The organism is Mesorhizobium sp. LEGMi-168a (assembly GCF_058312955.1).
In genome coordinates this window covers 281,214-307,427 of the sequence record NZ_JBZEGV010000006.1, presented here as the reverse complement: position 1 = coordinate 307,427, position 26,214 = coordinate 281,214, and the positions used below count along the sequence as shown (strand labels likewise).

Genomic DNA, 26,214 nt, shown 5'->3' with positions numbered 1-26,214 from the left:
GCAGCTTCGCTCCCCGCTTCCTTCACGCCGGCCTCGCGGTCCGACGCTCTGCGGTTCGCTTCGCTCGCTGTGACCAGCTCACGAGAGGACTTTCACCTCCTAGTCGATGCCCATGCCGGGCGCACAATGCGAAGGGCGCGGAGGTCCGCGCCCTTGTCTGTTTCCCGGCCGCGTGAGCCTAGAGCCGGATGATTTCAGGTCGAGTCGACCTGAAATCTGAATCCGGCTCTAAATCAAAGAGATAGAGCATGATGTCGTCCGAAAACCGCTCCACACTTTTCGGCATCATGCTCTAGTGCCGGTATTGCTGGATCCGCGTCGTGCGCAGCCCGGCGAGGCCATATTCGTCGATCGATGCCTGCCAGGAGAGGAATTCCTCGGTGGTGAGCTTGTAGCGCTGGCAGGCTTCCTCGAGGCTGAGCAGGCCGCCGCGCACCGCAGCGACCACTTCCGCCTTGCGCCGGATAACCCAGCGCCGTGTATTCGTCGGCGGCAGATCGGCTATCGTAAGAGGGCTGCCGTCAGGCCCGATAACATATTTGACTCTAGGTCTAACCAGATCGGTCATCGTACTCTCTACTAAAAACTCAAAGACCCAATCCCCGCCACAGTACCGCCACAGCTTTAAAAATTGCCTAAGCGAACCCTAATGACTAGGTAAGGATCGTGAACGTCACGTTAGGGTTTTGTTCGGCATTTGAGACAATCGCGATCCAGGCCCTGATTTCGCGGGGAAAAATCGCTTGAGGAGGCAAGCTGGCGCAGCCGCAGCGCTTGACCTATATTCCGGCCATTGGCAGCCAGCGCCACGCAGATTGAAAGAACCATGAACAGCCTCGATCTTCCCGGACGCCCAGAACAGACCCGCGTCGTCGTCGCCATGTCGGGCGGCGTCGATTCGTCGGTCGTTGCCGGTATTCTGAAGCGCGAAGGCTACGATGTCGTCGGCGTCACCCTGCAGCTTTACGACCACGGCGCGGCCACGCACCGGGCAGGTTCCTGCTGCGCCGGCCAGGACATCGACGACGCCCGCCGCGTTTCCGAGACGCTCGGCATCCCGCATTACGTGCTCGACTATGAAGAGCGTTTCCGCAAGGCGGTCATCGACCCCTTCGCCGAGAGCTATGTCGCCGGCGAGACGCCGATTCCGTGCGTGTCCTGCAACCAGACCGTCAAGTTCGCCGACCTTTTGGCGACCGCCCAGGATCTCGGCGCCGACGCTTTGGCCACCGGCCATTACATCCGCTCGCGCGCCAATGGCGCGCATCGCGCGCTCTACCGGCCGGTCGATGCCGACCGCGACCAGAGCTATTTCCTGTTCGCCACCACCCAGGCGCAGATCGACTATCTCCGTTTCCCGCTGGGCGGTCTCTCCAAGCCGCAGGTGCGGGCGATCGCCGAGGAGATGGGACTGACGGTCGCCGCCAAGCAGGACAGCCAGGACATCTGCTTCGTGCCGCAGGGCAAATATTCCGACATCATCGCCAAGCTAAAGCCAAGTGCCGCAAATCCTGGTGATATCGTCCATATCGATGGACGCGTGCTCGGCCGCCATGAAGGCATCCTGCGCTACACGATCGGCCAGCGCCGCGGCATCGGCATCGCTTCCGGCGAGCCGCTCTATGTCGTCCATCTCGATGCCGACCGGGCGCGCGTGGTGGTCGGCCCGCGCGAGGCGCTGGAGACGCACAAGATCTACCTGCGCGCCATGAACTGGCTTGGCGACGGCCCGCTCTCTGACATCCCTGAGGGCGGGATCGAGCTTTTCGCAAAAGTCCGTTCGACCCGGCCGCCGCGCCCGGCCGTGCTGCACCACCGCGACGGCGTGACGTCGGTCGAGCTGGTCGACGGCGAGTCCGGCATCGCGCCTGGACAGGCCTGCGTGCTCTATTCCGACGACGGCAACGAGGCGCGTGTCTACGGCGGCGGCTTCATCGAGCGCTCCGAGCGCGGCGCCGAGGCCGAGGCCATGCTGTCGAGGCTTGCGGCGCGGCCCGCGCACATCCCCGCCGAGTAAGCGTTTCTTCTTTGCCTGAGACTCAGGCGGATGAGCCGCTATGCGTTATCGTGCCCGCGGTGAGGATGCGCAGCACCCGGATCGCTTCCTCGCCGTCGGTGCGCGGTTCGGCGCGCGTTTCGATGCACTGCATGAAATGCGCGAGCTCGCGCGTCAGCGGCATGCCTTCGCCGACCGCCACATAGGACGGTTCGTTGGCGGTGAAGGCCCACTGGCCGCTGTCCTGCCAGACTGCGTGCCGATAGACGGCAAGCTTGCGCTCCCAGGGCTCGACGTCGTCGAACACCGCCATCGCCTTGGTGCCGACCACGGTCAGCCGCCGCTCGCGATAGGGGTTGAGCCGCGAGGCGAAGAGATGGCTGCGCACGCCGTTCGGAAAACGCATGTGCAGATGCGCGAAATCGCTGAGATTGTCGAGCAGGGCTGCACCCTCGCCCCTGACCTCGATCGGCTCGGTGCCGGTGATGGCAAGGATCATCGACAGGTCGTGCGGCGCGAGGTCCCAGAGCGCGTCGTTCTCGGTATGGAACTTGCCGAGGCCGAGCCGGTGCGAGTGGATGTAGCGCACCTCGCCGAGCTCGCCATTGTCGATCAGCGCCTTCAGCGTCTCGAAGGCGGGATGGAAGCGCAGCACATGGCCGACCATGAAGACGCGGCCGTTTTTCCTTGCCGCCTGCACCGCGCGCTCGGCGTCGGCGACCGTCAGCGCGATCGGCTTCTCCACCAGCACGTCCTTGCCGCCCTCGGCGGCGCGAACAGCCGTGTCGGCATGGAATTGCGGCGGCAGCGCCATGACGACGGCGTCGACATCGGCGCGTTCGAACAGCTTGTCCGGCTCGATCGCCAGGCAGTCCTGCTCACTGGCGAAGCCTTCGGCGCGGGCGCGGTTGACGTCGGAAACGGCATGGAGCGCGCCAAGCGCCTTGAGGGTGCGGATGTGGTTGCTGCCCCAGTATCCGCAACCGAGGACTGCAATGCGCGGCTTCATTCGTTCAAACTCTAGAATTTCATGGCCGAGACATAGCGACGTGCCCCGTCGAACTCAACCCCGCCGCATGCGCTGAGTGCCCGTCCGGCAAAGCTTTTTCGGGCATGAGATTATGCTGGTGTGTCCGCTTGACAGCTTTGCCCTGCCAACCTTATATCCGCGCGACCTTGGCGAACGCCTCGAAATTGCCCGCGATGCCGGGCGGTTCATCGAGCCTCTTCGTCACTCCTGGCGGAGTAGCTCAGTTGGTTAGAGCACGGGAATCATAATCCTGGGGTCGGGGGTTCAAGTCCCTCCTCCGCTACCATTTGTGATTAACTTATTGATATTTCTATATAATTTTGCGTTTTGCGCTGAATTTCAGGCTCCACCCGTTACCATACCTCCGTGTAACAAGCCATCGGGTGCATCCGCGCCAATACCGGCGCCGGAGACAACATAGATGGCAAAGCGTGGAAGACCCACCAAGGAAATGCTGGAGATGCGGAAGCTGCTTGAAGAGCTCGTGAGGGCTTTGGCCAGGGACTTCGCCCGTCGTGATCATCAGATCGAGAAAAGGATCAGAGAATCCGGCCCTGAAAACAAACTACCCGTTCTGAAACGAAGAAGAAAAGCTCACAAGCCAAATTAGCGAATACCGGCGCGGGGCCGTGGCCGACATGTCTCGCGCCAGCACTCAAGACCATCGCGTTTCTATAGGCGACTGTCGACTTCGCGGATTGCCGTCGCGGCGAGGCCGGTTGACCAGTAGCATGCGGCCGGTTTCGGCGAGCTCTCCAACGTCGGAGCCAAGTTCACCGCGGGCCGGCAACGCGTCGGGATGCAGATGCCGTTTCGTCGCGACGTCGACCGGAGCATCGTGCGCTGGTATTTCCCAGATCCATCGTCAGGGCGCCAGCGAGCGCCTGGCTCTATTGCCAAAGGCGCGCCGAGTGGCTGCAGACCGGCCTCGGAATGTTCGGCAGCCGCGCCCCTTGCCTTCGGCTTGGCGACCGGGATCGGCGCGGCGCTCTATATCGAATTCATGACGTCCGAGATGCTTGGCCCGGCTGAACTTGATCGCCTTCCTTGACGACGACAGAAGCAACAACGCCGCATCGGACAAAGCAGCATCTTCGAGGCTTCCGGCGCCGGGCCAGCCGCGGCCAGCCGCGTGCCGGGCCGACAACATCGCCTGGAGGCGCATCGAAGCGGCCTGTCGGCATCCATCTCCGCCCTCCTTGGCGAGGTCCCAGCCATCGCCGACATCAGCCGCAAATCGAAATCCGCATAGCCGTCGCCTGTGGCCCACGGGTTCCTTCCTCGGGGACTTTCGTACACCTGCCGGCGCCCGAAACTCTTCACGAGAGCGGAATGGCAGCATGGGACTGGAGATCTTCAAGAGCGGACATTCCGGTCGGCGAGCGCGTCGTCGTGACCTGACCCAAAGCGGACTGCTGCTTGCTGAGCAACGAATGACAGCTCTGCGGTGGAGACGAGCCAATCGTGGCCCAGACGGTGAGGAGGCACCCTCTGGTTACGGGTCTCGAACGTCTGCGGCCTGAGGATCCAGCACCGCCCCGCCGGCAGGCGTCCGCGAGCCTTTACAAGAGCCGCCCGCCACCAACCCCTAGACAAACGCCGCAAAGCGCGATTCAATGCGTTGCTCGTCCGGAGATGCATCGCAGCCGCCCCATGCTGGAGTGCGAGTGCCTCTGTTACCAGCTTCTCGCAGAGTAATTTCGCTCTGCGCCAGATGCTGCAGCCTTCTCATTCAAAGATTAGGTGGCTGCTACTCCTCGACGCAGCCGCGGCCGCGGCAGCCGATGAGGCTGAGGAGTCATCCCCGATGGAAGCGCTCGTGGACGCGCTGATGCAAGGGCGGGAGCGAGTAAGCGGTCCATTCGAGCTGTGACTGACCAAGCCGGCAACCTGCCGCGCGGACGCAGGCGTCCGTGAAAACCAAGAGGGAGAACTGTTATGAGCCCGTACGCTCATCCCGAATTGCTGGTTGATACCGCCTGGGTAGCTGCACACCGGGGCGATCCGAACGTGCGTCTTGTCGAAGTCGACGTCGATACGGATGGTTACGAACAGGGGCACATTCCGGGTGCGATCGCCTGGAATTGGACCACACAGCTCTGCGACACGCTGCAGCGCGACATCGTCCCGCCCGAGGACTTCCGTCGGCTGATGGAGGAGGCCGGCATTGCGAATGACACGACCGTGATCCTTTATGGCGACAACAACAACTGGTTCGCCGCCTGGGCACTGTGGCAGATGAAGATATATGGCCACGCGGACGTTCGCCTGATGAACGGCGGACGCCGAAAATGGCTCGAGGAAGGACGCGAGCTGACAACCGACGTGCCGCAGATCGCTAGTAGCAGTTACACCATGGGCGGCGAGCCCGATCTCTCGATCCGCGCCCTCCTCGGCGATGCTCAAGCAGCCTCGACGCAAAAGGACGCCGCGCTGGTGGACGTGCGCAGCCCCGACGAGTTCACGGGGAGGATCCTGGCGCCGCCGGGCCTGCCGGAGACCTGCCAGAGGGGCGGACACGTCCCGGGTGCACGAAACATCCCATGGGGGAAGTCCTGCAATGAGGACGGCACCTTCAAGTCGGCGGACGAACTTCGTGCTCTCTACGAGAGCGAGGGAGTCACCCCGGATCGTCCGGCGATCGCCTACTGCCGTATTGGCGAGCGCTCGAGCCACACTTGGTTCGTGCTCAAGTACCTCCTGGGCTACGCTGACGTGAAAAACTATGACGGCTCGTGGACCGAATGGGGCAACCTCGTCCGCGCGCCAATCGAGCGCGCCGCGGCGTGATCCTTGAAGTGGGAGGCGCCATGCAAAGCAAAACTTTCCTGCGCGCCGAGGGCTATCGCCGCCGGCGAGAGCGCCTCGGTGGCTGGGACATCGGCATCGCCTCGTACAAACTCGGCGGCCGGTACCGCTGCGAGGTCGAAACCGTTAGCCCGGGAGCACGACTGGCGCGAGGCGAAGGCGCCACCCGCGATGAGGCGGAAGCCGACGCGCTCAACAAAGCGAGAGAGATGTTGGCGAAAACGCGGGTGTACCCGGCGCGCTAACATTTTGCGCAGGAATCCCGCTATCGGCCGCGCTCGATTCGGGCGCGGCTTCAATTATCCGGTCGCGCCGTAGTCAGTCTTGGGGGCTCATGGGATCAAATCCCCTTGGAGTCGTTGGGTCAGGGTGAGTCAGTGGCGTCTTCGGAGGGTCGCTGATGCACGAGCAGGGATTATCGTGCTAAACTGCCACCAAAATAATGCTCGCCCGATCAGGGAGCGGCGCATGGAATGTCCGAGCTGCCGGGCCGACATTTCGGAGGAGAGTAAGTTTTGCGACGTGTGCGGCGCGGCTCTTCCGGGCCGGTGCCCAAGCTGTGGCTCGCCCGCTCGGCCAGGTGCAAAGTTTTGTTCGACGTGCGGCAAGAGGCTGACGGCGGGTAGCCGCGACTTAACCGCCGCCGCGCCGGTGGTTCCGACTCCGCACATCGTGTCGGCCGGAGCATCCGCCGAGCGCAGGCAACTCACGGTGATGTTCTGCGATCTCGTCAGTTCGACGGCGCTCTCGGCGCGGCTGGACCCGGAAGACATGCGAGATGTGATGCGCGCCTACCATAATGGCTGCGCCAGCGTTGTCGCCAGGTTCGAGGGCTTCGTCGCCAAATATATGGGCGACGGTGTGCTTGTCTATTTTGGTTACCCGCATGCCCACGAGGACGACGCCGAGCGCGCGGTCCGCGCTGGCCTCGCCCTTATTGAAACCATCAGCGCAATCGCGCTTCCGCTCCCCGGCGAGTCCAAACTGCAAATGCGCGTCGGCATTGCGACGGGCCTGGTGGTGGTCGGCGATCTCATCGGAACTGGCGCCGCGCAGGAAACAGCGGTGGTCGGCGAAACACCGAACCTGGCGGCGAGGATACAAGGTTTGGCGGCCCCGAACACGGTCGTGATCGCCGCCGATACCTGGCGCCTGACGGGTGGGCTGTTCGAGTATCGCGACCTCGGTGCCGCCACGCTCAAAGGGTTTGCCGCCCCGGTAAGGGCGTGGCAGGCAGTCGGCCCGAGCGCTATCGAGAGCCGCTTCGAAGCGCTTCGCGCCGCCAGCGCCAGCATGCCGCTGATCGGCCGCGACGAAGAACTCGATCTGCTGATGCGCCGTTGGCAGCAGGCCAAGGACGGCGAAGGCCGGGTCGTCCTGCTTTCCGGTGAGCCGGGCATCGGGAAGTCGCGCGTGACCCAGGAAATGAAAGAACGGCTGAGCGGCGAGCCGCATATTAGGCTGAGCTATTTCTGCTCCCCTCATCACGGGGACACACCGCTTCACCCCATAATCAGCCAACTGGAACACGCGGCCGGTTTTGAGCGAAACGATAACGCCGAACGTCGGCTCGACAAGCTCAGGGCGATCCTCGCCCCATCAACAAAGGACATAAGGCAGATCACCTTCCTGCTGGCGGATCTGCTATCGATCGGCGGAGATCGCTACCCGCCGATGAACCTAAATCCGCAGAGGCGCAAAGAGAGAACGCTGGAGGCGCTCCTCGAACAGCTCGCCGGGCTAGCGGCGGTTCGACCGGTGCTGATGGTCTTCGAGGATGTGCATTGGATCGATCCGATTTCGTTGGAACTGCTCGAGCTGACGGTGGAGCGGGTTCCGTCCTTGCAGGTGTTGTTGGTGATCACCTTCCGCCCAGAATTCCAGTCGCCATGGACCGGCGATGCGCACGTTACGACATTGGCGCTCAACCGTCTGGACCGCTGGCACGGGGCCGAATTGGTGAACCACCTTACCGGTAACAAGGAAATGCCGTCAGTGGTCCTTGATCAAATCACCGCCCACGCAGATGGCGTGCCGTTGTTCGTCGAGGAACTAACCAAGACCGTGTTGGAAAGCGGTCTCCTGAGGAACGCGGGTGGCCGGTATGTCTTAACTGGTCCAGTGCCACCGCTGGCGATTCCAACGACGCTGCATGCCTCGTTGATGGCGCGGCTCGATCGGCTGGCGCCGATCCGAGAGGTCGCGCAAATCGGCGCAGCGATTGGCCGCGAGTTTTCATACGAGTTGTTGGCAGCCGTGGTCCCCCTAACGGAAGGCACGTTGCAAGAGGCTGTGGAGCGCCTCGTCCATTCCGAATTGGTGTTCTGTCGCGGCGCGCCGCCGAGCGCGACTTACACGTTCAGGCATGCCTTGATCCAAGACGCGGCGTACGCGACCTTGCTGCGGAGCCGACGTCAGGAGCTGCACGCGAGGATTGCAAACGTGCTGGAAGATCGGTTCCCGGAGACGGTGGAGATGCATCCCGAGATTCTCGCCCACCATTGGTCGCAAGCGGGCTTGGTCGAGAAGGCTGCCCATTATGCAGAGAGGACCTGGCTGCGCGCTGAGGGCTATCTGCGACGGAAGCAGCGCCTCGGTAGCTGGGAGATTGGGGTCAGTTCGTACAAGCTGGGAAGCCGATATCGCTGCGAGGTAGACAACGTGAGCCCCGGGACACGCCTCGCGCGTGGTGAGGGCGCCACCCGGGCGGAGGCGGAAGCGCGGGCCCTGAGTGAGGCGCGCGAGACGTTGGCCGGAACGCGGGTCCGCCCCTAACTTGACTGCAACCTCGATCATCGGAACCGCAAATACCCCAAGTGCGGTCGAACTTGCCTCACACTGGGCCAGCCTCTCATACAGTGGCCTTGCGGTGAGGCTCGAAAGGGCGCACCGGGAGGAGCTCACTCGGGTAGTGTTTCCGCTTCGTGTCGGAGTTTCCCGTCGGCTTCTGCGCGGCAAGTTCGGAATGGGTCGCAGCGCGACCTTGCGCTTGCTTTCACAGCACGTCTTAAGATGGCGCGACAGCGTCTGTTGAGTCCTTGGCGTCAGCGAAGACGGTCGGCTATCGCTCGAATCCTCTGAGGCAGCTCGAGATCTGGCAGTACAGTTCGCTGGCTCACTGCGAGGGCCGCAAGCCCGGCCACTCTACTTGAAACCGAGTCTGGCTCCTCCACTTTTAGAGCGTGCCAATTTCACGAACGTGGAAGCGCCAGGCCATGAGCCTGCTGACCACAGACAATTCAACAGCGCAAATCGCCCTGCTGGAGCCGAGCGTCTTCTTCTTCGTTTTCAGATGAAGGGAGATGGAAATGGCAAAGGTTGTTTGTGTCCTCTATGACGATCCGGTCGACGGATATCCGACCACCTATGCGCGGGGCGGCCTCCCGAAGCTCAAGCGCTATCCGGGCGGCCAGACGCTTCCCGCGCCGAAGGCGATCGATTTCCAGCCGGGCGCCCTGCTCGGCAGCGTGTCCGGCGAACTGGGCCTACGGAAATTCCTCGAAAGCAACGGCCACAGCTTGGTGGTGACCTCGGACAAGGATGGTCCCGACAGCGTGTTCGAACGTGAGCTCTTGGATGCCGAGATCGTTATTTCGCAGCCCTTCTGGCCCGCCTATTTGACCGCGGAACGCATCGCCAAGGCAAACAGGCTGAAGCTCGCAATCACGGCCGGCATCGGGTCGGACCACGTTGACCTACAGGCCGCGATGGACCGCAACGTCACGGTTGCGGAGGTAACCTATTGCAACTCGATCAGCGTGTCCGAACATGTGGTCATGACGATCCTCAGCCTCGTGCGGAACTACATCCCTTCCTACCAGTGGGTCGTGAAAGGCGGCTGGAACATCGCCGACTGCGTCGCACGTTCCTATGATGTCGAGGGGATGGAGATCGGTACAGTTGGTGCCGGGCGGATCGGCAGCGCAGTGCTGCGCCGACTGAAGCCGTTCGACGTCAAGCTGCACTATACTGATCGCCACCGGCTTCCCGAGGCGGTCGAAAAGGAAGTCGGTGTCACATTCCACAAGACGGCGGCGGAAATGGTGCCTATCTGCGATGTCGTTACCATCAACGCGCCGCTGCATCCGGAGACGGAAAACCTCTTCGACGACAAGATGATCGCCAGGATGAAGCTCGGCGCTTATCTGGTGAACACCGCACGCGGCAAGATCTGCAACCGGGACGCGGTTGCCCGCGCTCTCGAGACCGGGCAGCTTGCAGGCTATGCCGGCGACGTCTGGTTCCCGCAGCCTCCGCCTAAAGACCATCCCTGGCGGTCGATGCCGCATCACGGTATGACGCCGCACATCTCTGGATCATCGCTGTCCGCCCAGGCGCGTTATGCCACCGGCACTCGCGAGATTTTGGAATGCTGGTTCGAAGGCAAGCCAATCCGCGAGGAATATCTGATCGTCGCCGGCGGCAAGCTCGCCGGCGCCGGCGCGCACGCCTACACCGCGGGAGATGCGACGCGCGGGTCTGAAGAGGCCGCAAGTTTCAAGACCTGAACGCGGCCGGCGATTCCGGACGCCCTCCTGACGGCCGCACAGCTGCGGGGTGCGTGGTTGGTGTCTCTCGGACTTCTGTGGTGCATTCGCCCGATGGCCTGCATCGCCGCAACGCCCGAATGGTGGCCGGGCGGGCCGCGTCAAATCATTAGGAGCAGAAACTGGCGGTGGAGCCTGAACGAAGATCACCGACACCGTTGCGGTGTTCAAAGGGCTTGGCCAGGCTAGTGGCGAAAATCCGACGCTTTGGTACCCGAAATCGTCACAGCACATGGCGCAGGCGCAAAGCTGCCGTCCGTGGCTGAGCCATAAGCCACTATCGGCCGAGGCGGTTACCCAAGCAGTTCCCGCCGGCTTTTCTGCCCGTATCGGGTTGGACTGCAGACCCAAGCCGCAAGGGAGTGTAACAAACTGCGTAACAAATAGCGAAAAAAAATCTAATGTTTTCAACCGTATAAGCTTGAAATTGAAAGATACAAAGACACTCTGCGCCATTACAATGAGGCAGGGTCAAGCTTGGATACACTCGAATTCGAGGGCAAATACGAGCTCGTCCTGTCGGGGGGAACGGTGGTAGCGGACCTCCGCTACCATCGATCCCCCCGAACAGCGACGCGCTGCGCGAAGCTGTCGTCGACAAGGTTGGACAGATATCCGTCGATCCTGACCGCCGGCTGCTCGCCGGGCGTTGGCGGGTAGACTGTCACCTTGGAGACGAGGTTGCGCACGATCGTCTTTGCCTCATCCGAGACGAAGCCCTTGGCGTCGATCGCTGACTGGAGAGTCTCGAGGTCGCGCAGGTAGCGTGCGACAAGCGCCGGCTTCAGCGTCACGACTTTAGGCGGCTTCGGCACGGCGGCGAGCTCGGCCTCGAGGCGCTGCTTTTCCGCGCGCAGCTCGGGCTGTCGCGCTTCGGCATCGGTTTCGGAGATCATGCCCTTCACATAGGCGTTGAGCACGCGGTCATACTCCCGGCCGGCCGCTTCGAGGCGCTGCGCGTCCGGGCGGGCAGCAGCTGATAGCCCCGACAAATCCGTCCGCCGGGCTCCATCATCAGATATAGTCCCTAAGCGATCGTCGACGCGGAGGAGAAAGCAAATGTCCGTGGATGCGGCACCGAGAAAGGTAGATGCCGAATATGCGATTGAATACCTCCAGGAACATCCGGAGGCGGGGCTTTGCTGCGAGGATCGGCGCTGGTGGATTACGCCGAACGCCAATGAGACCGATCAGCAGGTCCTGCTTCTCGATGTGGTCGAGGCTGAGCGGCTCAAAGATGATCCTCGCCTTCGACGGTTGTCTGGGATCGCTCATGCGGGCCGGTCGCTCTGGGTCGTTCGGAGAATGACTTAACTATGGGCCATCCGCTAACTCCTTGAGCGCCAGACTGTGCGTAGACAACGCGGCTGCAAGTGGGGCGCCGTCTCCATCCCATGAACCTGCCGCTTCGCCAAAGCCACTCGGCCGGGCATCCCGTCCATCCGGGATCCGGTGTCATAAGCCTTCGAAGCATCGCCATGGCGCTGAACCAACGCCGCGTCCGCACGCTCGGGCCGGTCGCCGGCAGGTGTCGAATGTGAGGAACTTTTCTAACCCCGGGGCATGGAGTCGATGGGTGCCGAAGAAATTAGCGGCTGGACCGTTCGAAGAGAAAGGCGATCAGTACGTACTCGTCGATGCTCCACCAGTTCTGTGTCGGCGCGCCTCCTCATCATGTTTCCAGAAAATCCAGTCCGCGGTAACATGAGACAGAGGGACATGCACCAACCTCAGAAAGGGAGGTCCGCCATGAAAGTCAAAGACGCAATGCACAGTGGTGTCGACTGGGTCAGCCCCGAAACCACCGTCACCGAACTGGCGAAATTGATGCGAGCCGAGGACATCGGTTCGATTCCCATCGGAGAGAACGACCGGCTGATCGGAATGGTGACCGACCGCGACATTGTCTGCAAAGGACTGGCGGAGGATGGTTTCGATAGCCGCACCGCGACGGCGCGCGATGTCATGACGACCGGCATTCACTGCTGCCGCGAAGACGACGATCTGGCCAAGGCCATGCGGCATATGGAGGAACTGAAGATCCGCAGGTTGCCGGTTATCAACAAGAGTATGCGGATGGTCGGCATCCTCAGCGTCGGCGACATCGGTCAGTCGGCGCCGAGGGAACTTGTGTCCGAATACGTCAAGAGCGTTTCCGCCCACCACTGAAGGGCGGCTCGCCCGGCGGATAGTCGATATCCGTCGGGCTTCGCCCATGCTCTCGATCGAAGACCTCAACCGGCCACTCGAGAAACACAGCGGCTCAAGCGGCTGGCCATTGTCACCTGCAAGGTAGCCCCGGTGTCGAGTATCAGCTGAACGGATGTCGGTCGCGACGCGGAGAGCATTTCGACCGGATAAGAACGCGCCCCTGCTTCAAGTACCCCGCCGCCTTTCGCTAGCCGTGCCGGATTTCCGTGCCGAGCACCTTCAGGCATTCCCGGATGAAGGCTGCCAGAGCGGTCCAGCCCTTGGCCGAAACCATTGTGCCGTCGACATACGCCTCGGTTGGCGACAGGTCGATATAGGTGCCGCCCGCAAGCGTCACTTCCGGCTCGCAGGCCGCCAGCGCCCCGACCTTTTTGCCGCGCACAACGCCATCGACCGCGATCAGGATCTGCACGCCGTGGCAGATCGTGAAGATCGGCTTCTTGGCTTCGTGGAAATGGCGCACCATCGCCTGAACGCGCTTGTCGGTGCGGATGTATTCCGGTCCGCGGCCGCCGGCGCAATAGACCGCGTCGTACTGATCGAGCTGCTTCTCCGCATCCGCGAACGTCTTGTTGATCAGCGCGTAGTGACCGAGCTTCTCGGTGTAGGTCTGGTCGCCCTCGAAGTCGTGCAGCGAGGTCTTGATCAGGTCGCCGGCCTTCTTGTCGGGGCAAACGACATGGACCGTGTGGCCGACCGCCTCCATGGCCTGCTGATAGACAAAGATTTCATATTCCTCGGTGAATTCACCGGTCAGCATCAGTATCTTCTTGGCTGGCATGGCTTGTCCTTTTCGATTTGGAGGTGGCAAGGCGCGGGACGCGCCTACTCGAAGGCGGGCAGGAGCCTGTCCCGCGAATTTTCGATGTGCACGCGCATCGCCTTCTTGGCTGCGCCCGCATCGCCCGCGGCGAAGGCGGTGAGAATAGCCTCGTGCTCGTTCAGCGCTTCCTCGGTGACGCGCGAATGATACATCAGGCGGAAGATGTGGAAGTGCGTGTGCTGGTGGTTCAGCGTCTCGCGGATCAGCTCGTTCTGTGCGAACTCCATGATCTTGTCGTGGAAGATCGCATCCTGCCGCGCAAAATTCGAATAGCGCAGGCGCTCGTCCTTTCCCACCCGCCGGGCCATGACGCCGGCCGCCTCCCGCAGGATTGCAAGACGCTCCTCATCCAGCGTTGCCGTGGCCTTGGCCGCGGCGGCGGGCTCGAGCAGAAGGCGCAGCTCGTAAAGCTCGTCGAACCGGCGCCGCGTGATTTGCGGGGCAGCGCGATAGCCGATCAGGTGGGTCTTCACCACCAGCCCCTCGCCTTCCAGCCGGCCGAGCGCTTCGCGGATAGGCGTGTGAGAAACGTTGAATTCCTTGACCAGATTGTCGACGGTGATCCGCGATCCCGGAGCGATCCTCAGCGACATCAATTGCGCGAAGATTGCTTCATAGACATCCCCGGCCAGACTGTTGGCCCGCTGGATGCGGCCGCTCGTGCGGCCTTCATTGTCAACCGTCAGGTCGGGATTTTGCATCGTATTGCCTCTTGACAGGAGCAAGCCCTACCACGATGCTTCGGCCAATTCAATACTATATCATATACGATTTAATAGAGGATATAAACGAATGGGCTAGAACCCTTCTGGACCTGACTGGCCTCGACGGACTCAGCTGAAACCTGACCCGAAGGCCAGCCCCTTGTCACCAGGCAGGTGTCACCAAATGGCCCTGCAACGAACTCGACAGCCTAGTCATCAATCTGTTTCGAAGGCATCAGTCCCATGACCCTGTTTGCCGCCGCGCGCCTGCCGCGCGAAATCCTGTTCGGTAAAGGCCAGCGCCATGCCTTGCCTGCCATTGCCGCGCGATATGGCAAGCGCGCATTCATCTGCACCGATGAGCGTCTCTCGAAGACGCCCGAGTTCGCTGAAATCCTCGCCGGATTGGAGGCTGCCCACGTTGACACACTCGTCTACGACCAGACCTTGCCTGACGTTCCCCGCGACAGCGTGGGCGGCTGCATTGCGGGGGCGAAGGATTTCAAGCCGGACATGGTGATCGGCATCGGCGGCGGCAGTTGCCTCGACATGGCCAAATGCGCCGCGCTTCTGCTCAGCCATGGCGGCGAGCTCCAGGACTATTATGGTGAGTTCAAGGTGCCGGGTCCGACCCTCCCCGTGATTGCAGTGCCGACCACGGCCGGCACCGGCTCCGAAGTGACCCCCGTCGCCGTGATCTCCGATCCGGAGCGGACGCTCAAGGTCGGCATCTCCAGCCCCCACCTGATTGCCGCGGTAGCGCTATGCGATCCGGACCTTACGGCGACCTGCCCGCCCTCCCTGACCGCCATCGCCGGCGCCGACGCGCTGACGCATGCGATCGAAGCCTTCACCGCCGCAAAACGCGGCGCCGATGCCGATCTGCCGCAAAGACATGTCTTCATCGGCAAGAGCGCGCTGACCGATCATTTCGCGCTGCTGGCGATCAGACTTTTGGGCCGCAGCCTCGAAACAGCCTATCGTGACGGATCGAACGAAAACGCACGCGCCGATGTCATGATGGGGGCGCTGGCTGCCGGCTGCGCCTTCGGCACGGCGGGAACCGCCGCTGCACACGCCGTACAATATCCGGTCGGCGCACTGACCCACACGCCGCACGGGCTGGGCGTCGCAACGATGCTTCCCTATGTGATGCGCTACAACCTTTCCAGCGCAGCTGCGGAAATCGCCGAGGTCGGCGCAGCTCTCGGCTTGCCTCATCAACACGGCAACGCCGATGGACTGGCAGACGCGGCGATCGGCGAAGTTGCCAGGCTGTTCAACGCCATAGGCATCACCCGGACGCTGGCCGAACTCGGCCTTCCCGAGGACAAGATCGACTGGACGGCCGAGCAGGCGCTCGGCATCGACCGGCTGATCAAGAACAATTCCCGCCCGTTCGACATTGCGGCGATGCGGCGGCTGGTCAGGGCTGCCTATGAGGGCGACATGGCTGCCAGCGCCATGTGAAGGATGGAGCACGCACCCAATGAACATCTCCCCGGAACTATTCGACCTGGATCCTGACGTGTCCGACTACACCACGTTCTCCCACGGGCTCTATATCGGCGGCAAATGGCGGCCCTCATCGGACGGCCGCGTCATCGAAGTGGTCGACCCTTCGACCGAAGCCGTGATCGCGGCGGTTCCCGATGCCACGCTTGCTGACGCTGCTGCCGCGGTCGATGCGGCCGCCCAGGCAGCGCCGGGCTGGCGCGAGACCCCACCGCGCAAGCGATCCGAAATCCTGCGGCGCTGCTTCGAGCTGATGACCGAAAGGGCGGAGACGTTGGCCGCGCTGATTTCCCTGGAGAACGGCAAGGCCCTGCGCGACGCGCGCGGCGAAGTCGCCTATGCGGCGGAGTTCTTCCGCTGGAACGCGGAGGAAGCGGTTCGTATCAGCGGCGAGTTCGGCCTTGCGCCGTCGGGCGCAAACCGGATCGTCGTCGACTACCAGCCCATCGGCATTTGCGTTCTGATAACGCCCTGGAATTTCCCGGCAGCCATGGCGACCCGCAAAATCGCGCCGGCGCTTGCAGCCGGCTGCACCGTGATCCTGAAGCCCGCCAGCGAGACGCCGCTGACCGCCTATGCACTTGCAGCGCTCTACGAAGAGGCCGGCGTGCCGCCCGGCGTCGTCAACGTCATCACCACCTCGAACCCCGGCCCGGTGACGGCGGCCATGCTGGCCGACGCGCGTGTGCGGAAGCTCTCGTTCACCGGCTCCACCGGCGTCGGCCGGGTCCTTCTTGCCGAGGCGGCAAAACACGTCATCTCCTGTTCGATGGAACTTGGCGGCAACGCGCCGTTCATCGTCTTCGACGATGCCGATCTGGAAGCAGCCCTCGACGGCGCGATGGTCGCCAAGATGCGCAATGCCGGCGAAGCCTGCACGGCGGCCAATCGGCTCTACGCGCAGGCTGGCATCCATGACGCTTTCGCGGAAGGGCTGGCCAAACGCATGGCCGCGCTCAATGTCGGCCCCGGCACGGATTGGGAAACCGAATGCGGCCCAATGATCACCAGGAAGGCGGTCGACAAGATCGACCGCCTCGTCCAGGACGCCGTTGCCCGCGGCGCGAAAATCCTGTGCGGTGGCGCCGTATCCGAGGCCAGAGGTTATTTCTACCCGCCAACGGTGCTCAGGAACGTGCCGGCTGACGCGGCGATGGCGCATGAGGAGATTTTCGGCCCGGTGGCGCCGATCAGCCGCTTCGAACAAGAGGCGGAAGTGGTCGCAAAGGCGAACGATACCGAATACGGCCTCGCCGCCTACATCTACACACGCGACCTGGCAAAGGGGATGCGCGTGGCATCGAAGATCGAATCCGGCATGATCGCGCTCAATCGCGGCCTGATGTCGGACCCTGCGGCGCCGTTCGGTGGCGTCAAGCAGAGCGGACTTGGGCGCGAAGGCGGACAGAAGCACGGCATTGCCGAGTTCATAGAGGCGAAGTACATCGCCGTGACGATGTGAGCAGACAGATGCCGAAAGATCCGTTCCGCATTCGTGATCATGTTGTCGAGTTCGACGACATCGTCGCCGAGATTGTCCGCAGAAGCGCGGAGACCAGGGCAAGAATCCCAATGGTCCCCGATGTCGCCTATGGGCCGGACCCCGCCGAAACCGCGGACCTGTTTTTCCCGGAAGGCAGACGCGACCGATTGCCGGTGCACATGTTCATTCACGGCGGCTACTGGCGCATGTTCTCCAAGCGCGACTATTCCTATGTCGCCGAGACTGTCACGAATGCGGGAGCGATCGCGGTCATCGTCGACTATGCGCTGATGCCTGCGGTGAGGATGGCCACGATCGTCGATCAGGTGCGCCGCGCCAGAAAGTGGGTGGGCGAGCAAATTGCAAATTACGGCGGCGATTCCGGGCTGCTCACGGTCAGCGGTCACTCGGCCGGGGCGCATCTCGCAACCATGCTCCTCAACGACGGCAGCCGGCCGTCAGGCATAAAAGCTGCCATGCTGCTTGGAGGGCTTTACGACCTGAGACCCCTGCAAACCTCCTTCCTCGCCGGTGAGATCTCGATCACCGATGATGAGGCAGGTCGGTTTTCGCCGATCGACCAACGTTTCGATCGATCCGTGGCCGTCGAGATCTTAATTGGAGCCGATGAGACTCCGCCCTTCCATAGCCAGGCTGCAGCCTTCACCGAGCATCTGGAGAAGCAAGGACTGACCGTTTCACGCACCAGCCTTGCAGGAGCCAATCACATGAGCAGCGTCCGCGACCTCGGCTTGGCTGGTACGGAGGCTGCGGCATCCTTGGCCCGCCTATTGACCATTTGAAAGGTCGGCCTGCCGAGATTCGCCAGAAGCCCGGCGCTTCGGGGCGGACTCGCAATCAATTGCCTGGAATGGCGCTTCTGCTGCGATGCCTCACCAGCATCTGAGGGTCATAAGTGGTTCAGTCGAAGAAGCCCGCATCCTCTTCCCTGAGATATTTCCTGGCCGCTTCGGCGTCGATATCGAGGCCTAGCCCGGGCGCTTCCAGCAGGTCCACCATGCTGTCCTTCACGATCTGCTGCGGCAGGCCGATGACGAGGTCCTCCCACCAGGGGTCGGAGGCGCTCGGGTATTCGAAGGCGATGTAGTTGGCGGGCAAGGTGGCGCAGACATTGATCAGCGCGCCGAGGCCGAGCAGGCCGTTCGCGGTGCCGTGCGGCGCCATCAGGATCGAGTGCATGTAGGCGTGCTCGGCGACCCATTTGAGCTCGGCAATGCCGCCAATGTCGGCAGGATCGGGGCCGATGACACGCACCGCCTGCGTCTCGATCAGCTCCTTGAAATTGTGCCGCAGGTAGATCTGCTCGCCGGTATGGATCGGCGTCGAGGTGGAGGTGGTCAGCTCCCGATAGGCCTGCGGATTGACCCACGGCACATAGTCGCCGGTCAGCATGTCCTCGAGCCACATCAAATTGTACTTCTCGACCGCGCGGGCGAACTTGATCGCATCGGGCAGCATCCAGCCCGGGCCGCAGTCGAGCGCCAGGCTGACCTTGTCGCCCAGCACTTCCTTCATCGCGATCACGCAGTCGAGCATATGGTTGAAACCGCGCTCGCTGATCACGCCCTGATCCATGGCGCCGTGATAGCCGGCCTTCTTCTGCGTCACGCCGTAATGGAAGTCCTCGACAGTGTCCTTCATGTTGGAGTGGAATGAGATTCCCTGCTTGATCATGAAGAAGTTCTGCGGCTGCTCCATCATCCATTTGACGTCGGCGGCGTAGTCCTCCGGCCGGTCGCCGGTGCGTTTCCGGCGGATCGAGCCGTTGTAGACGCGCACCTTGTCGCGCACCTTGCCGCCGAGCAGCTTGTAGGCCGGCACGCCTGCGGCCTTGCCGGCAATGTCCCACAGCGCATGCTCGATGGCGCTGACCGCCGCGCCATAGGGCTTGAAAGAGCCGCGTTGGCGGATCTTGAGCATCACCCGCTCGACGTCGGTCGGGTCCTCGCCGATCAGCGCCTCGCGGAAATGCAGCACCCAAGGCTTGAGGTAGGTCTTGGTGAACTCGACTTCGCCAAGACCATAGAGGCCTTCGTCGGTCACGATGCGGACGATGGGGTGCTTGCCGATGACGGCGCAGCGGAGGTCGGTGATCTTCATCTTCTTCGCCTCAGCTCCAGGTGCGATCCCAGGAATACTCGTCGTTCCAGCGATCCGTGGGCTGCCAGATGCCGGTGACGCCCGGCTGCAGATGCTGCGAGATCACCTCGTCGACGACGTCGTCGATCCCCAGGCCGGGCTTGTCCGGAACGGTGATGAAGCCGTCCTTCACGAGCGGCTTGGGAAGGCCGGTGACGATGTCGTCCCACCAGTCGACATCGACGGAGTGGTATTCGAGCGCCATGAAGTTCTCGGTGGCGGTCGCGACATGTGCCGCGGCCATTGCCGCGATCGGGCTTTCTGCCATGTGGATAGCCATGGCGACGCCGTGGTCCTGCGCCATGTCGCCGATCTTCTTGGTCTCGAGGATGCCCCCGCTGGTGAGGAGGTCCGGGTGGACAATGGAGAGGCCACCGCTCTTGAGCAGAGGCTCAAAACCCTCCTTGAGATAGATGTCCTCGCCGGTGCAGATCGGCACCGAGGTCGCCTGCTGCAGCTGTCGATATTGCTCGGTGTACTGCCAGGGAACTACGTCCTCGAGCCAGGCAGGGACGTATTTCTCGATGCGGCGCGAGAGGCGGATGCCGTCCTGCAGTGAGATGTGGCCGACATGGTCGATGGCTAAAGGCGTCTCGTAGCCGATGACCTCGCGAACCTCGTGGATATACTGCTCGAGCAGGTCGATGCCCTTCTCGGTGAAATGCAGACCTGTGAACGGGTGCTGCACGTTCTGCGCGTCATAGGCGAGGTTGCGGGCCTTGCGCTCCTCTAACGAGCTGCCGCGGCCGCGCTGATTGCCGTGAAATCCTTCGAGCACGCCGGCGGGCGCGACCACCGCGCCCGGGACGTGGGCGATCTGCATCAAGCCCAGGTCCATCTTCAAGAAGGTGAACCCGCGGTCCATACGCGCCTTGAGGCGCTTGCCGGTTTCGGTGCCGCTCGGCTTTTCCGCATCGGTATCGCAATAGACGCGCACATGATCGCGAAACTTGCCGCCCAGCATCTGGTAGATGGGGACGTCATAGGCCTTGCCGGCGAGATCCCAGAGCGCGATCTCGACGGCCGACACGCCGCCGCCCTGCCGGCCATGACCGCCAAACTGCTTGATGCGGCGGAACAGGCGGTCGACATCGCAGGGATTTTCGCCCAATAGCCGGCTCTTCAGCATCAACGCATAGGTGGCGCTGGCGCCGTCACGCACCTCGCCAAGCCCGACGATGCCCTGGTTGGTGTAGATCTTGAGCAGCGCCGAGGTGAACGGCGCGCCGACGATTTCGGCTACCCGCATGTCGGTGATGCGAAGGTCGGACGGCTTGGAATTCGTGTTCACCCGATTGAGGGCCTCGTCGACCCCATCCGTCTTTGGCATGACTTGTCCTCGTTATCGTCGGCAGAGTTTGTCGCCCGCGCGTTGGGCCGGCACAGGGCGTTGCTAGGCCAGCTCAATCTCGTGGGCCTGGAGGTAGTCGCGGTTAATCTCGACACCGAGACCTGGCTTCGACGTCAGCTTGAGGCTGCCGTTCGAGACGTCGAGCGGTCTGTCGATGAGGTGATCGTATTTGCCCAGGTTCCACTCGGACGTTTCGAGCTTGTAGAAGTTGGGAACCGTCATCATCACCTGCGCTCCCGCAACCACATTGATCGGTCCCGCGGCGTCATGCGGCGAGACCGGGATGTAATAGGCTTCGCATAGGGCGGAAATCTTCTTGAGCTCGGTAATGCCACCGGTCCAGGTGACGTCAGGCATGATGTAGTCGGCGAGCTTGTTCTCGAGCACCGGCACGAAATCCCACTTCGTGTGGCCGCGCTCGCCCCACGAGATGGCGGCGCTGACCTTCTCGCGCACCTGCTTGAGGGCGTTGAGGCTCTCGGGCGGGCAAGGCTCCTCAAACCAGTCGATCTGGCCAGCTTCCTCGAGGCTGCGACAGAGGCGAATGGCGGTGGGAACGTCGAAGCGGCCATGCGCATCGATGAGGATGTCGACATCGGGCCCCGCCGTTTCGCGGATCAGAGCCGTCAGTTCGGCGGCTTCGCGCTCGTCCTTGCGGGTCATGCCGCCGTCGAGGTAGCCGTCCCGCCTTTCGCGGGGCAGGCCATCGACGCTGGGACCCTGGTGGGGAAAAGGATCGAACTTGAGCCCGGTATGTCCGGACTCGACGATGTCTCGAATTTCGCGGACCACCGCCTCCTTGCTGGTGAATTTGGCCTGGTTGGGATGGGTATAGAGCGCGATTTCATCGCGTACCGGCCCGCCCAGCAGCTCGTAGATCGGCTTGCCGAGGACTTTGCCCCGGATGTCCCAGAGGGCTATGTCGATGGCGCTCACGCATTCGACGGCGGCGCCGCGGCTGCCCATGTAGGTGAAGCTGCGGAAAACCTTGTGCCAGAGATGCTCGATACGCGCCGGATCCTCGCCTGTCACGGCGGCACCGATCTGCCGCAGGATCGTGCAGAGCGCGCGGTTGGCGAGCCTTGTCGTGGTGGTGATCTCTCCCCAGCCACTCACCCCCTCGTCGGTCGTCACTTCGACGAACAGGTACTCTCCCCAATAAGAAGCATCGGACTTGATCAGCCACGGCCGGATGCTCGTTATTTTCATCTCAACTACCTTTATCTGAAATCAACAAGGTAACGACGGACCGGATGTCCTATCCGGCCCGAGCGGCGCTGCGCGCACGCATCTGTTCGAGAACGTGCCGGCCGGATCCCTCGACATGGCGAGCGACGAGCTCGGCCGCCTTGTCGGCATCTCCCGCCTTCACGAGCGCGATGAGCTCGCGGTGCTCGCGAATGATCGCGGCACGTCGCGCGAGCGTGAAATTGAAGCGCCGGCTGACGGCTCGCAGCACTTCGCGATGCTTCCACCAAAGCTCGGCGGCATGACGGTTATAGTGCCGCTGGTACATCAAGGTATGGAAGGCGGTATCAAGCTCGCTGTGCCTGAATGTGTCGGCGAAGTTGTTCTCTTCGATCAGGCCTTGGATACGTTCGAGTTCGGCGATGTCCTCGGCGGTCGCCATATTCACGAACCATCGCGTCAGGGCCGGTTCGATCAGAACGCCGATCTCGTAGATATCCCGGACAAATTCCTGATCTATGGGTCGCACGCGCGCCCCGCGATTGGGGCTGAATATGACAAAGCCCTCCCCGCGCAACAATTGCAGGGCCTCGCGCACGGGGTTGGTCGAGGTGCCGTGACGCCGGGCGAGATCGGCGACCACAAGCCGTTCGTTGGCGGCGAGCCGTCCTTCGATGATGTCTTCCCTGATCAGTTCATAAAGCGAGGCGCCCTCGCTGGTGGCCCCAATAGGGTCAATCCCCGCGGGAGGCTCCGCTTTAAAATCGCTCGTTTCGGCCAAGGCCAGTTCCCCCAAGTCAATACACACCCTACCCTATATCACGCTCGGCTTTGATAAAACAATGTACGATTCTGCTCGTTGACAGGCAATCTGTGATCTGAAAACGTACAAAGTGGTCGAAGGGATACACAGAACCGGTCCCGCGATCGAACGAGCAAGGACCGCTTGCCTCGACGCAGAGCGGCATGGGAGAGAACCTGGAGGAGACCTATGAGGAGGATTATACTCGGCGGTGCCGTCCTGCGCGGCACTGTCTCCACGGCTTTAATGGCATCATTGATGTCGGCCTCGGCGCTGGCTGCGCCCCCGGTCGACCTGAGCAAGTGGTCGCCGGAATATGTGCGCTCGATTGCGGGCACGCAGGATTTTGACACGGCGGCCGATTGCGCCAAGGTCACCCCGCTCGACTACAAGGGGCGACTGACTTTCTGGTATCAGGGCGTGTTCGAGGGCGACCCCGATCTCCTGCGCCAGTATTACAAGGATTTCTTCGAGACCTTCCGCAAGACCTACCCGAACATCCAGCTCGAGGAACAAGCCCTCACCTACAACGACCTTCTCGACAAGTTCCGCACGGCGCTGCTGGGCAATGCCGCGCCGATGGCGGTCCGCCTGCAGATCCTGGGCGGCACCGAGTTCGCCTCAAAGGGCTATCTGCAGCCGCTCAAACCCGAGGATGTAGGCTATTCGACCGAGGATTTCTGGCCCGGCGCCATGAAGGCGGTGACCTGGGACGGGGTGACCTACGGCATTCCGACCAACAATGAGACGATGGCGTTCATCTGGAACGCCGACATCTTCAAGCGCGCAGGCCTCGATCCGGACAAGGCTCCGGCAACCTGGGACGACGTCGTCAAATATTCCAAGCAGATCCACGACAAGCTCGGCATTGCCGGCTACGGCCTCGTGGCCCGCAAGAATGCCGGCAATACGCCGTACCGCTTCATGCCGCAGCTGTGGGCCTATGGCGGCGGCGTCTTCGACGAAGCCACCGCGAACCCCACCTACAAGCAGATCGAGCTCGATAGCCCGCAGAGCAAGGCGGCGCTGCAAGCCTCCTACGACATGTATGTTCGCGACAAGTCGGTTCCGGTCTCCGCACTCACGAACCAGCAGGCCGATAACCAGCCCCTGTTCCTCGCCGGCCAGCTCGGCATGATGATCTCGCACCCGTCCGACTACAACGTCATGCTCGACCTGCAGAAGAAGGCGATAGGCACCGACAAGGACAAGGCCCAGACCGTCATCGACAACATGCGTTACGGCCTGATTCCGACTGGCCCCGACGGCAAGCGCGCAGTGGTGTTCGGCGGCTCGAACATTCACATCCTGAAGCCCGAATATGTCGAGGGCGGCAAGGTGGACGAGCCGGCCGCAAAGGCCATCATCTGCATGTGGACGAGCCCCGAATGGTCGCTGAAGATGGCCTATGCCGGCTCGAACCCGGGCAACCTTAACGGCTTCAAGACCAAATGGATGAAGGAACGTCTGGACAGCATCAAGTTCCTCGATGTCACGACCTCGATGCTGCCATACGGCATTCCGTTCCCGGCGCTGCCGCAGTCCCCCGAGATCATGAACATCATCGTCCCGGACATGCTGCAGAATGCCCTGACCGGAGCGATGACCGTCGACCAGGCGGCGGACGACGCGGCCAAGAAGGTAAAGGACCTGATGGGCGGCGGACTCTAACCGGAGCCTGAGCTGCGATCACACCGGCCGCGCCGAGAGTGCGGCCGGTTCGTTCCGAAGAATAAGGGCAGGCGAAAGTGACGATCGTGACCGGCAAGGCCGAGGCTCGCCGAAGATTGCAACCCGGTAGGTCGGACGTGCTGCGGAAGATCTGGGAGCACCGCGCGGATTACGCGTATGTGCTCCCTGCGATCGCCGTGATGCTGATCGTCATCGCCTATCCGATATACTACACGATCGAGTTGTCGTTCTTCAACACGCCGCCTGGCCTGCAGCTCCGCGACAAGACCTTCATCGGCCTCGACAACTACAAGGCCATTCTCACCAGTCAGGTGTTCTGGAAGGTCACCTGGAACACTCTCGTCTGGACGCTGGGATCCACTTTCATCTCCTTTGTCCTGGGTTTTGCCGCAGCGCTGGCACTCCATCGCGAGTTCGTCGGCCGCGGTGTCCTGCGCGCTATCCTGATCATTCCCTGGGTCATCAGCGCGGTCGCCGCCTCCTACATCTGGAAGTGGATCTACCATTCGGACTTTGGGATCATCGGCGCGGTGCTGGTCGGCCTCGGACTGGCCGACCAGCCGCCGAATTTCATCGACAGCGTCAGCACGGTGCTGCCGTCCCTGATCGTCGTCAATATCTGGCGCGAGTTTCCGTTTGCCATGATCATGATGATGGCCGGCCTGCAGACGGTCCCCGACCAGTTGCTGCGCGCCGCGAAAGTCGACGGGGCCAATGCATGGCAGCGCTTCTGGCACGTCACTTTCCCACACCTGAGAAACGTCTCGACGGTCACGATCCTGCTGCTGGCGGTGGCCAACTTCAATTCCTTCATCATCCCCTGGATCATGACCGGCGGCGGGCCGTCGAACGCATCGCATATCTGGATCACCCACATTTATGAGCTCGCCTTCGGCCGGCAGCGCTGGGGAGTGGCAGCGGCCTATTCGGTGCTTCTGTTCCTCACCCTGATGACGCTCGGCTACTTCTACGTCCGTGCGCTGAGCGGCAACGAGCGGAAAGAAGGGAGCGCATGAGCACGATTGCCGAGACAGCCTCTCGAGGCCGGACCCGTCGCCGCATGCGCGTCGACGGATGGCGCTGGGGCGGGCGCATCTTCCTGGTGTTCATGCTGCTTTACACCGCGCTGCCGATGATCTGGATGCTGCTCACCTCGATCAAGTCCGGCTTCGCGGCGATGCAATTCCCGCCGCAATGGTGGCCTGACGAGCCTACCCTTGCCAGCTACCAGAAGCTGCTCGATCCGCAGAACAGCGTCGGCCAGGACTTCCTCCGCTTCTTCTGGAACAGTCTTTTCGTCTCCACCGCCACGACGATCCTTTCGGTGGTCGTGGCCGTCCCTGCGGCCTACGCGTTTTCGCGCTTCACCTTCCCGGGCCGGAACTTCCTGTTCTTCGCCGTGTTGCTGCGCAACATGTTCCCGGCGGTGATCTTTCTCGTGCCGCTCTTCATCCTGATGCGCGCGCTCGGGCTGGTGAACACGCATGGCTCGCTTATCCTCACCTACCTCACCTTCGGCCTGCCGCTGGCGATCTGGTTGCTCAAGGGTTTTTACGACAACATCCCGGTGCAGCTCGAGCAGGCGGCGCGCATCGACGGAGCGACGCGGTTCCAGGCCTTCATTCTGATCGTCATGCCGCTCTCGACGCCGGGGATCATCGCCACCGCGATCTATTCCTTCATCGGCGCCTGGAACGAGTACATCTATGCCTACACCTTCCTCTCCAAGAACGAACAATTGACTCTACCGGTCGGCATCCAGCGCTTCTTCTCGGAAAATACGACGGACTTTCCGGGCCTGATGGCGGCCAGCTTCATGATGAGCGTGCCCGTCGTGGTGCTGTTCCTCGTCCTGCAACGATATTTCGTACGCGCCCTTACAGAAGGCGCGGTCAAACACTAGG

Annotated in this window: 23 protein-coding genes and 1 tRNA gene; 15 read left to right on the top strand and 9 right to left on the bottom strand. The window is 62.3% G+C overall.

Features of this window, described 5'->3' with window-relative positions; translation table 11 throughout:
• Window positions 1–292: 292 nt before the first annotated feature.
• Window positions 293–568: a CtrA inhibitor SciP gene (gene sciP, locus AC4FWB_RS11800; RefSeq protein WP_006203587.1), complete on the bottom strand. Its 276-nt coding sequence runs from the start codon at window positions 566–568 to the stop codon at window positions 293–295.
• Window positions 569–826: 258 nt separating this feature from the next.
• Between sciP and mnmA the strand changes: the two genes are divergently transcribed.
• Complete coding sequence (gene mnmA / locus AC4FWB_RS11795) at window positions 827–2,017, top strand: tRNA 2-thiouridine(34) synthase MnmA (protein WP_491026163.1); 1,191 nt, start codon at window positions 827–829, stop codon at window positions 2,015–2,017.
• Window positions 2,018–2,039: 22 nt separating this feature from the next.
• On the opposite strand, the gene AC4FWB_RS11790 is transcribed toward mnmA, so the two are convergent.
• Window positions 2,040–3,005 (bottom strand): Gfo/Idh/MocA family protein, encoded by a 966-nt coding sequence (locus tag AC4FWB_RS11790; protein WP_491026162.1) that lies wholly within the window; start codon window positions 3,003–3,005, stop codon window positions 2,040–2,042.
• Between the two features lie 230 nt (window positions 3,006–3,235).
• On the opposite strand from AC4FWB_RS11790, the gene AC4FWB_RS11785 reads away from it, so the two are divergent.
• The 6 genes from AC4FWB_RS11785 to AC4FWB_RS11760 all read left to right on the top strand — a co-directional run bounded on the left by AC4FWB_RS11785 (window position 3,236) and on the right by AC4FWB_RS11760 (window position 10,342).
• Window positions 3,236–3,312 (top strand) — tRNA-Met (locus AC4FWB_RS11785).
• Between the two features lie 135 nt (window positions 3,313–3,447).
• Window positions 3,448–3,636, top strand: coding sequence for a hypothetical protein (locus AC4FWB_RS11780; RefSeq protein ID WP_491026161.1), 189 nt, complete (start codon window positions 3,448–3,450; stop codon window positions 3,634–3,636).
• Window positions 3,637–4,964: 1,328 nt separating this feature from the next.
• On the top strand, window positions 4,965–5,816 hold the full coding sequence (locus tag AC4FWB_RS11775) for a sulfurtransferase (RefSeq protein ID WP_491026160.1): 852 nt from the start codon (window positions 4,965–4,967) through the stop codon (window positions 5,814–5,816).
• A gap of 20 nt (window positions 5,817–5,836) precedes the next feature.
• Window positions 5,837–6,079, top strand: a complete 243-nt coding sequence (locus tag AC4FWB_RS11770; RefSeq protein WP_491026159.1) for a hypothetical protein — start codon at window positions 5,837–5,839, stop codon at window positions 6,077–6,079.
• 223 nt (window positions 6,080–6,302) lie between these two features.
• Window positions 6,303–8,609, top strand: coding sequence for an adenylate/guanylate cyclase domain-containing protein (locus tag AC4FWB_RS11765; RefSeq protein WP_491026158.1), 2,307 nt, complete (start codon window positions 6,303–6,305; stop codon window positions 8,607–8,609).
• A gap of 533 nt (window positions 8,610–9,142) precedes the next feature.
• Window positions 9,143–10,342 carry an NAD-dependent formate dehydrogenase gene (locus AC4FWB_RS11760; RefSeq protein WP_491026157.1) on the top strand — a complete coding sequence of 400 codons (1,200 nt, stop codon included), beginning with the start codon at window positions 9,143–9,145 and terminating at the stop codon, window positions 10,340–10,342.
• Between the two features lie 587 nt (window positions 10,343–10,929).
• Here AC4FWB_RS11760 and AC4FWB_RS11755 read toward each other — a convergent pair.
• Entirely contained in the window at window positions 10,930–11,373 is a 444-nt protein-coding gene (locus AC4FWB_RS11755) for a hypothetical protein (protein ID WP_491026156.1), read from the bottom strand.
• A gap of 67 nt (window positions 11,374–11,440) precedes the next feature.
• Between AC4FWB_RS11755 and AC4FWB_RS11750 the strand changes: the two genes are divergently transcribed.
• Window positions 11,441–11,695 (top strand): hypothetical protein, encoded by a 255-nt coding sequence (locus AC4FWB_RS11750; RefSeq protein ID WP_491026155.1) that lies wholly within the window; start codon window positions 11,441–11,443, stop codon window positions 11,693–11,695.
• Window positions 11,696–12,130: 435 nt separating this feature from the next.
• Window positions 12,131–12,550: a CBS domain-containing protein gene (locus AC4FWB_RS11745; protein WP_491026154.1), complete on the top strand. Its 420-nt coding sequence runs from the start codon at window positions 12,131–12,133 to the stop codon at window positions 12,548–12,550.
• Window positions 12,551–12,779: 229 nt separating this feature from the next.
• Here AC4FWB_RS11745 and AC4FWB_RS11740 read toward each other — a convergent pair whose 3' ends face one another.
• On the bottom strand, window positions 12,780–13,373 hold the full coding sequence (locus tag AC4FWB_RS11740; RefSeq protein ID WP_491026153.1) for a DJ-1/PfpI family protein: 594 nt from the start codon (window positions 13,371–13,373) through the stop codon (window positions 12,780–12,782).
• A 44-nt stretch (window positions 13,374–13,417) separates the two neighbouring features.
• Complete coding sequence (locus AC4FWB_RS11735; protein ID WP_491026152.1) at window positions 13,418–14,116, bottom strand: GntR family transcriptional regulator; 699 nt, start codon at window positions 14,114–14,116, stop codon at window positions 13,418–13,420.
• 246 nt (window positions 14,117–14,362) lie between these two features.
• On the opposite strand from AC4FWB_RS11735, the gene AC4FWB_RS11730 reads away from it, so the two are divergent.
• The 3 genes from AC4FWB_RS11730 to AC4FWB_RS11720 are packed head-to-tail and all read left to right on the top strand — an operon-like array spanning window position 14,363 to window position 17,920.
• Window positions 14,363–15,589, top strand: coding sequence for an iron-containing alcohol dehydrogenase (locus tag AC4FWB_RS11730; RefSeq protein WP_491026151.1), 1,227 nt, complete (start codon window positions 14,363–14,365; stop codon window positions 15,587–15,589).
• Window positions 15,590–15,608: 19 nt separating this feature from the next.
• Window positions 15,609–17,096 (top strand): NAD-dependent succinate-semialdehyde dehydrogenase, encoded by a 1,488-nt coding sequence (locus AC4FWB_RS11725; RefSeq protein ID WP_491026150.1) that lies wholly within the window; start codon window positions 15,609–15,611, stop codon window positions 17,094–17,096.
• 8 nt (window positions 17,097–17,104) lie between these two features.
• A complete protein-coding gene (locus AC4FWB_RS11720) occupies window positions 17,105–17,920 on the top strand; it encodes an alpha/beta hydrolase (protein ID WP_491026149.1) in 816 nt (271 codons plus the stop codon).
• A gap of 118 nt (window positions 17,921–18,038) precedes the next feature.
• Here AC4FWB_RS11720 and AC4FWB_RS11715 read toward each other — a convergent pair whose 3' ends face one another.
• The 4 genes from AC4FWB_RS11715 to AC4FWB_RS11700 all read right to left on the bottom strand — a co-directional run bounded on the left by AC4FWB_RS11715 (window position 18,039) and on the right by AC4FWB_RS11700 (window position 22,597).
• Entirely contained in the window at window positions 18,039–19,238 is a 1,200-nt protein-coding gene (locus tag AC4FWB_RS11715) for a mandelate racemase/muconate lactonizing enzyme family protein (RefSeq protein ID WP_491026148.1), read from the bottom strand.
• A gap of 10 nt (window positions 19,239–19,248) precedes the next feature.
• A complete protein-coding gene (locus AC4FWB_RS11710) occupies window positions 19,249–20,607 on the bottom strand; it encodes a mandelate racemase/muconate lactonizing enzyme family protein (RefSeq protein WP_491026147.1) in 1,359 nt (452 codons plus the stop codon).
• Between the two features lie 63 nt (window positions 20,608–20,670).
• Window positions 20,671–21,837: a mandelate racemase/muconate lactonizing enzyme family protein gene (locus tag AC4FWB_RS11705; RefSeq protein WP_491026146.1), complete on the bottom strand. Its 1,167-nt coding sequence runs from the start codon at window positions 21,835–21,837 to the stop codon at window positions 20,671–20,673.
• Between the two features lie 49 nt (window positions 21,838–21,886).
• On the bottom strand, window positions 21,887–22,597 hold the full coding sequence (locus tag AC4FWB_RS11700) for a GntR family transcriptional regulator (protein WP_491026145.1): 711 nt from the start codon (window positions 22,595–22,597) through the stop codon (window positions 21,887–21,889).
• A 210-nt stretch (window positions 22,598–22,807) separates the two neighbouring features.
• On the opposite strand from AC4FWB_RS11700, the gene AC4FWB_RS11695 reads away from it, so the two are divergent.
• The 3 genes from AC4FWB_RS11695 (at window position 22,808) to AC4FWB_RS11685 (ending at window position 26,213) form a co-directional block, all read left to right on the top strand.
• A complete protein-coding gene (locus AC4FWB_RS11695) occupies window positions 22,808–24,289 on the top strand; it encodes an ABC transporter substrate-binding protein (protein WP_491026144.1) in 1,482 nt (493 codons plus the stop codon).
• 77 nt (window positions 24,290–24,366) lie between these two features.
• Complete coding sequence (locus AC4FWB_RS11690; protein ID WP_491026143.1) at window positions 24,367–25,326, top strand: carbohydrate ABC transporter permease; 960 nt, start codon at window positions 24,367–24,369, stop codon at window positions 25,324–25,326.
• A complete protein-coding gene (locus AC4FWB_RS11685; RefSeq protein WP_491026142.1) occupies window positions 25,323–26,213 on the top strand; it encodes a carbohydrate ABC transporter permease in 891 nt (296 codons plus the stop codon). The genes AC4FWB_RS11690 and AC4FWB_RS11685 overlap by 4 nt, the downstream gene beginning before the upstream one ends.
• Window position 26,214: the final 1 nt, after the last annotated feature.

Bases quoted from the DNA above. Each gene is read 5' to 3' on its own strand.
- AC4FWB_RS11685 (WP_491026142.1), top strand. From the start codon at position 25,323: ATGAGCACGATTGCCGAGACAGCCTCTCGAGGCCGGACCCGTCGCCGC.
- AC4FWB_RS11705 (WP_491026146.1), bottom strand. From the start codon at position 21,837: ATGAAAATAACGAGCATCCGGCCGTGGCTGATCAAGTCCGATGCTTCT.
- AC4FWB_RS11770 (WP_491026159.1), top strand. From the start codon at position 5,837: ATGCAAAGCAAAACTTTCCTGCGCGCCGAGGGCTATCGCCGCCGGCGA.
- AC4FWB_RS11720 (WP_491026149.1), top strand. From the start codon at position 17,105: ATGCCGAAAGATCCGTTCCGCATTCGTGATCATGTTGTCGAGTTCGAC.
- AC4FWB_RS11790 (WP_491026162.1), bottom strand. From the start codon at position 3,005: ATGAAGCCGCGCATTGCAGTCCTCGGTTGCGGATACTGGGGCAGCAAC.
- AC4FWB_RS11725 (WP_491026150.1), top strand. From the start codon at position 15,609: ATGAACATCTCCCCGGAACTATTCGACCTGGATCCTGACGTGTCCGAC.
- AC4FWB_RS11765 (WP_491026158.1), top strand. From the start codon at position 6,303: ATGGAATGTCCGAGCTGCCGGGCCGACATTTCGGAGGAGAGTAAGTTT.
- AC4FWB_RS11695 (WP_491026144.1), top strand. From the start codon at position 22,808: ATGAGGAGGATTATACTCGGCGGTGCCGTCCTGCGCGGCACTGTCTCC.
- AC4FWB_RS11750 (WP_491026155.1), top strand. From the start codon at position 11,441: ATGTCCGTGGATGCGGCACCGAGAAAGGTAGATGCCGAATATGCGATT.
- AC4FWB_RS11740 (WP_491026153.1), bottom strand. From the start codon at position 13,373: ATGCCAGCCAAGAAGATACTGATGCTGACCGGTGAATTCACCGAGGAA.
- AC4FWB_RS11780 (WP_491026161.1), top strand. From the start codon at position 3,448: ATGGCAAAGCGTGGAAGACCCACCAAGGAAATGCTGGAGATGCGGAAG.
- mnmA (WP_491026163.1), top strand. From the start codon at position 827: ATGAACAGCCTCGATCTTCCCGGACGCCCAGAACAGACCCGCGTCGTC.
- AC4FWB_RS11715 (WP_491026148.1), bottom strand. From the start codon at position 19,238: ATGAAGATCACCGACCTCCGCTGCGCCGTCATCGGCAAGCACCCCATC.
- AC4FWB_RS11730 (WP_491026151.1), top strand. From the start codon at position 14,363: ATGACCCTGTTTGCCGCCGCGCGCCTGCCGCGCGAAATCCTGTTCGGT.
- AC4FWB_RS11735 (WP_491026152.1), bottom strand. From the start codon at position 14,116: ATGCAAAATCCCGACCTGACGGTTGACAATGAAGGCCGCACGAGCGGC.
- AC4FWB_RS11775 (WP_491026160.1), top strand. From the start codon at position 4,965: ATGAGCCCGTACGCTCATCCCGAATTGCTGGTTGATACCGCCTGGGTA.
- AC4FWB_RS11710 (WP_491026147.1), bottom strand. From the start codon at position 20,607: ATGCCAAAGACGGATGGGGTCGACGAGGCCCTCAATCGGGTGAACACG.
- AC4FWB_RS11745 (WP_491026154.1), top strand. From the start codon at position 12,131: ATGAAAGTCAAAGACGCAATGCACAGTGGTGTCGACTGGGTCAGCCCC.
- AC4FWB_RS11760 (WP_491026157.1), top strand. From the start codon at position 9,143: ATGGCAAAGGTTGTTTGTGTCCTCTATGACGATCCGGTCGACGGATAT.
- sciP (WP_006203587.1), bottom strand. From the start codon at position 568: ATGACCGATCTGGTTAGACCTAGAGTCAAATATGTTATCGGGCCTGAC.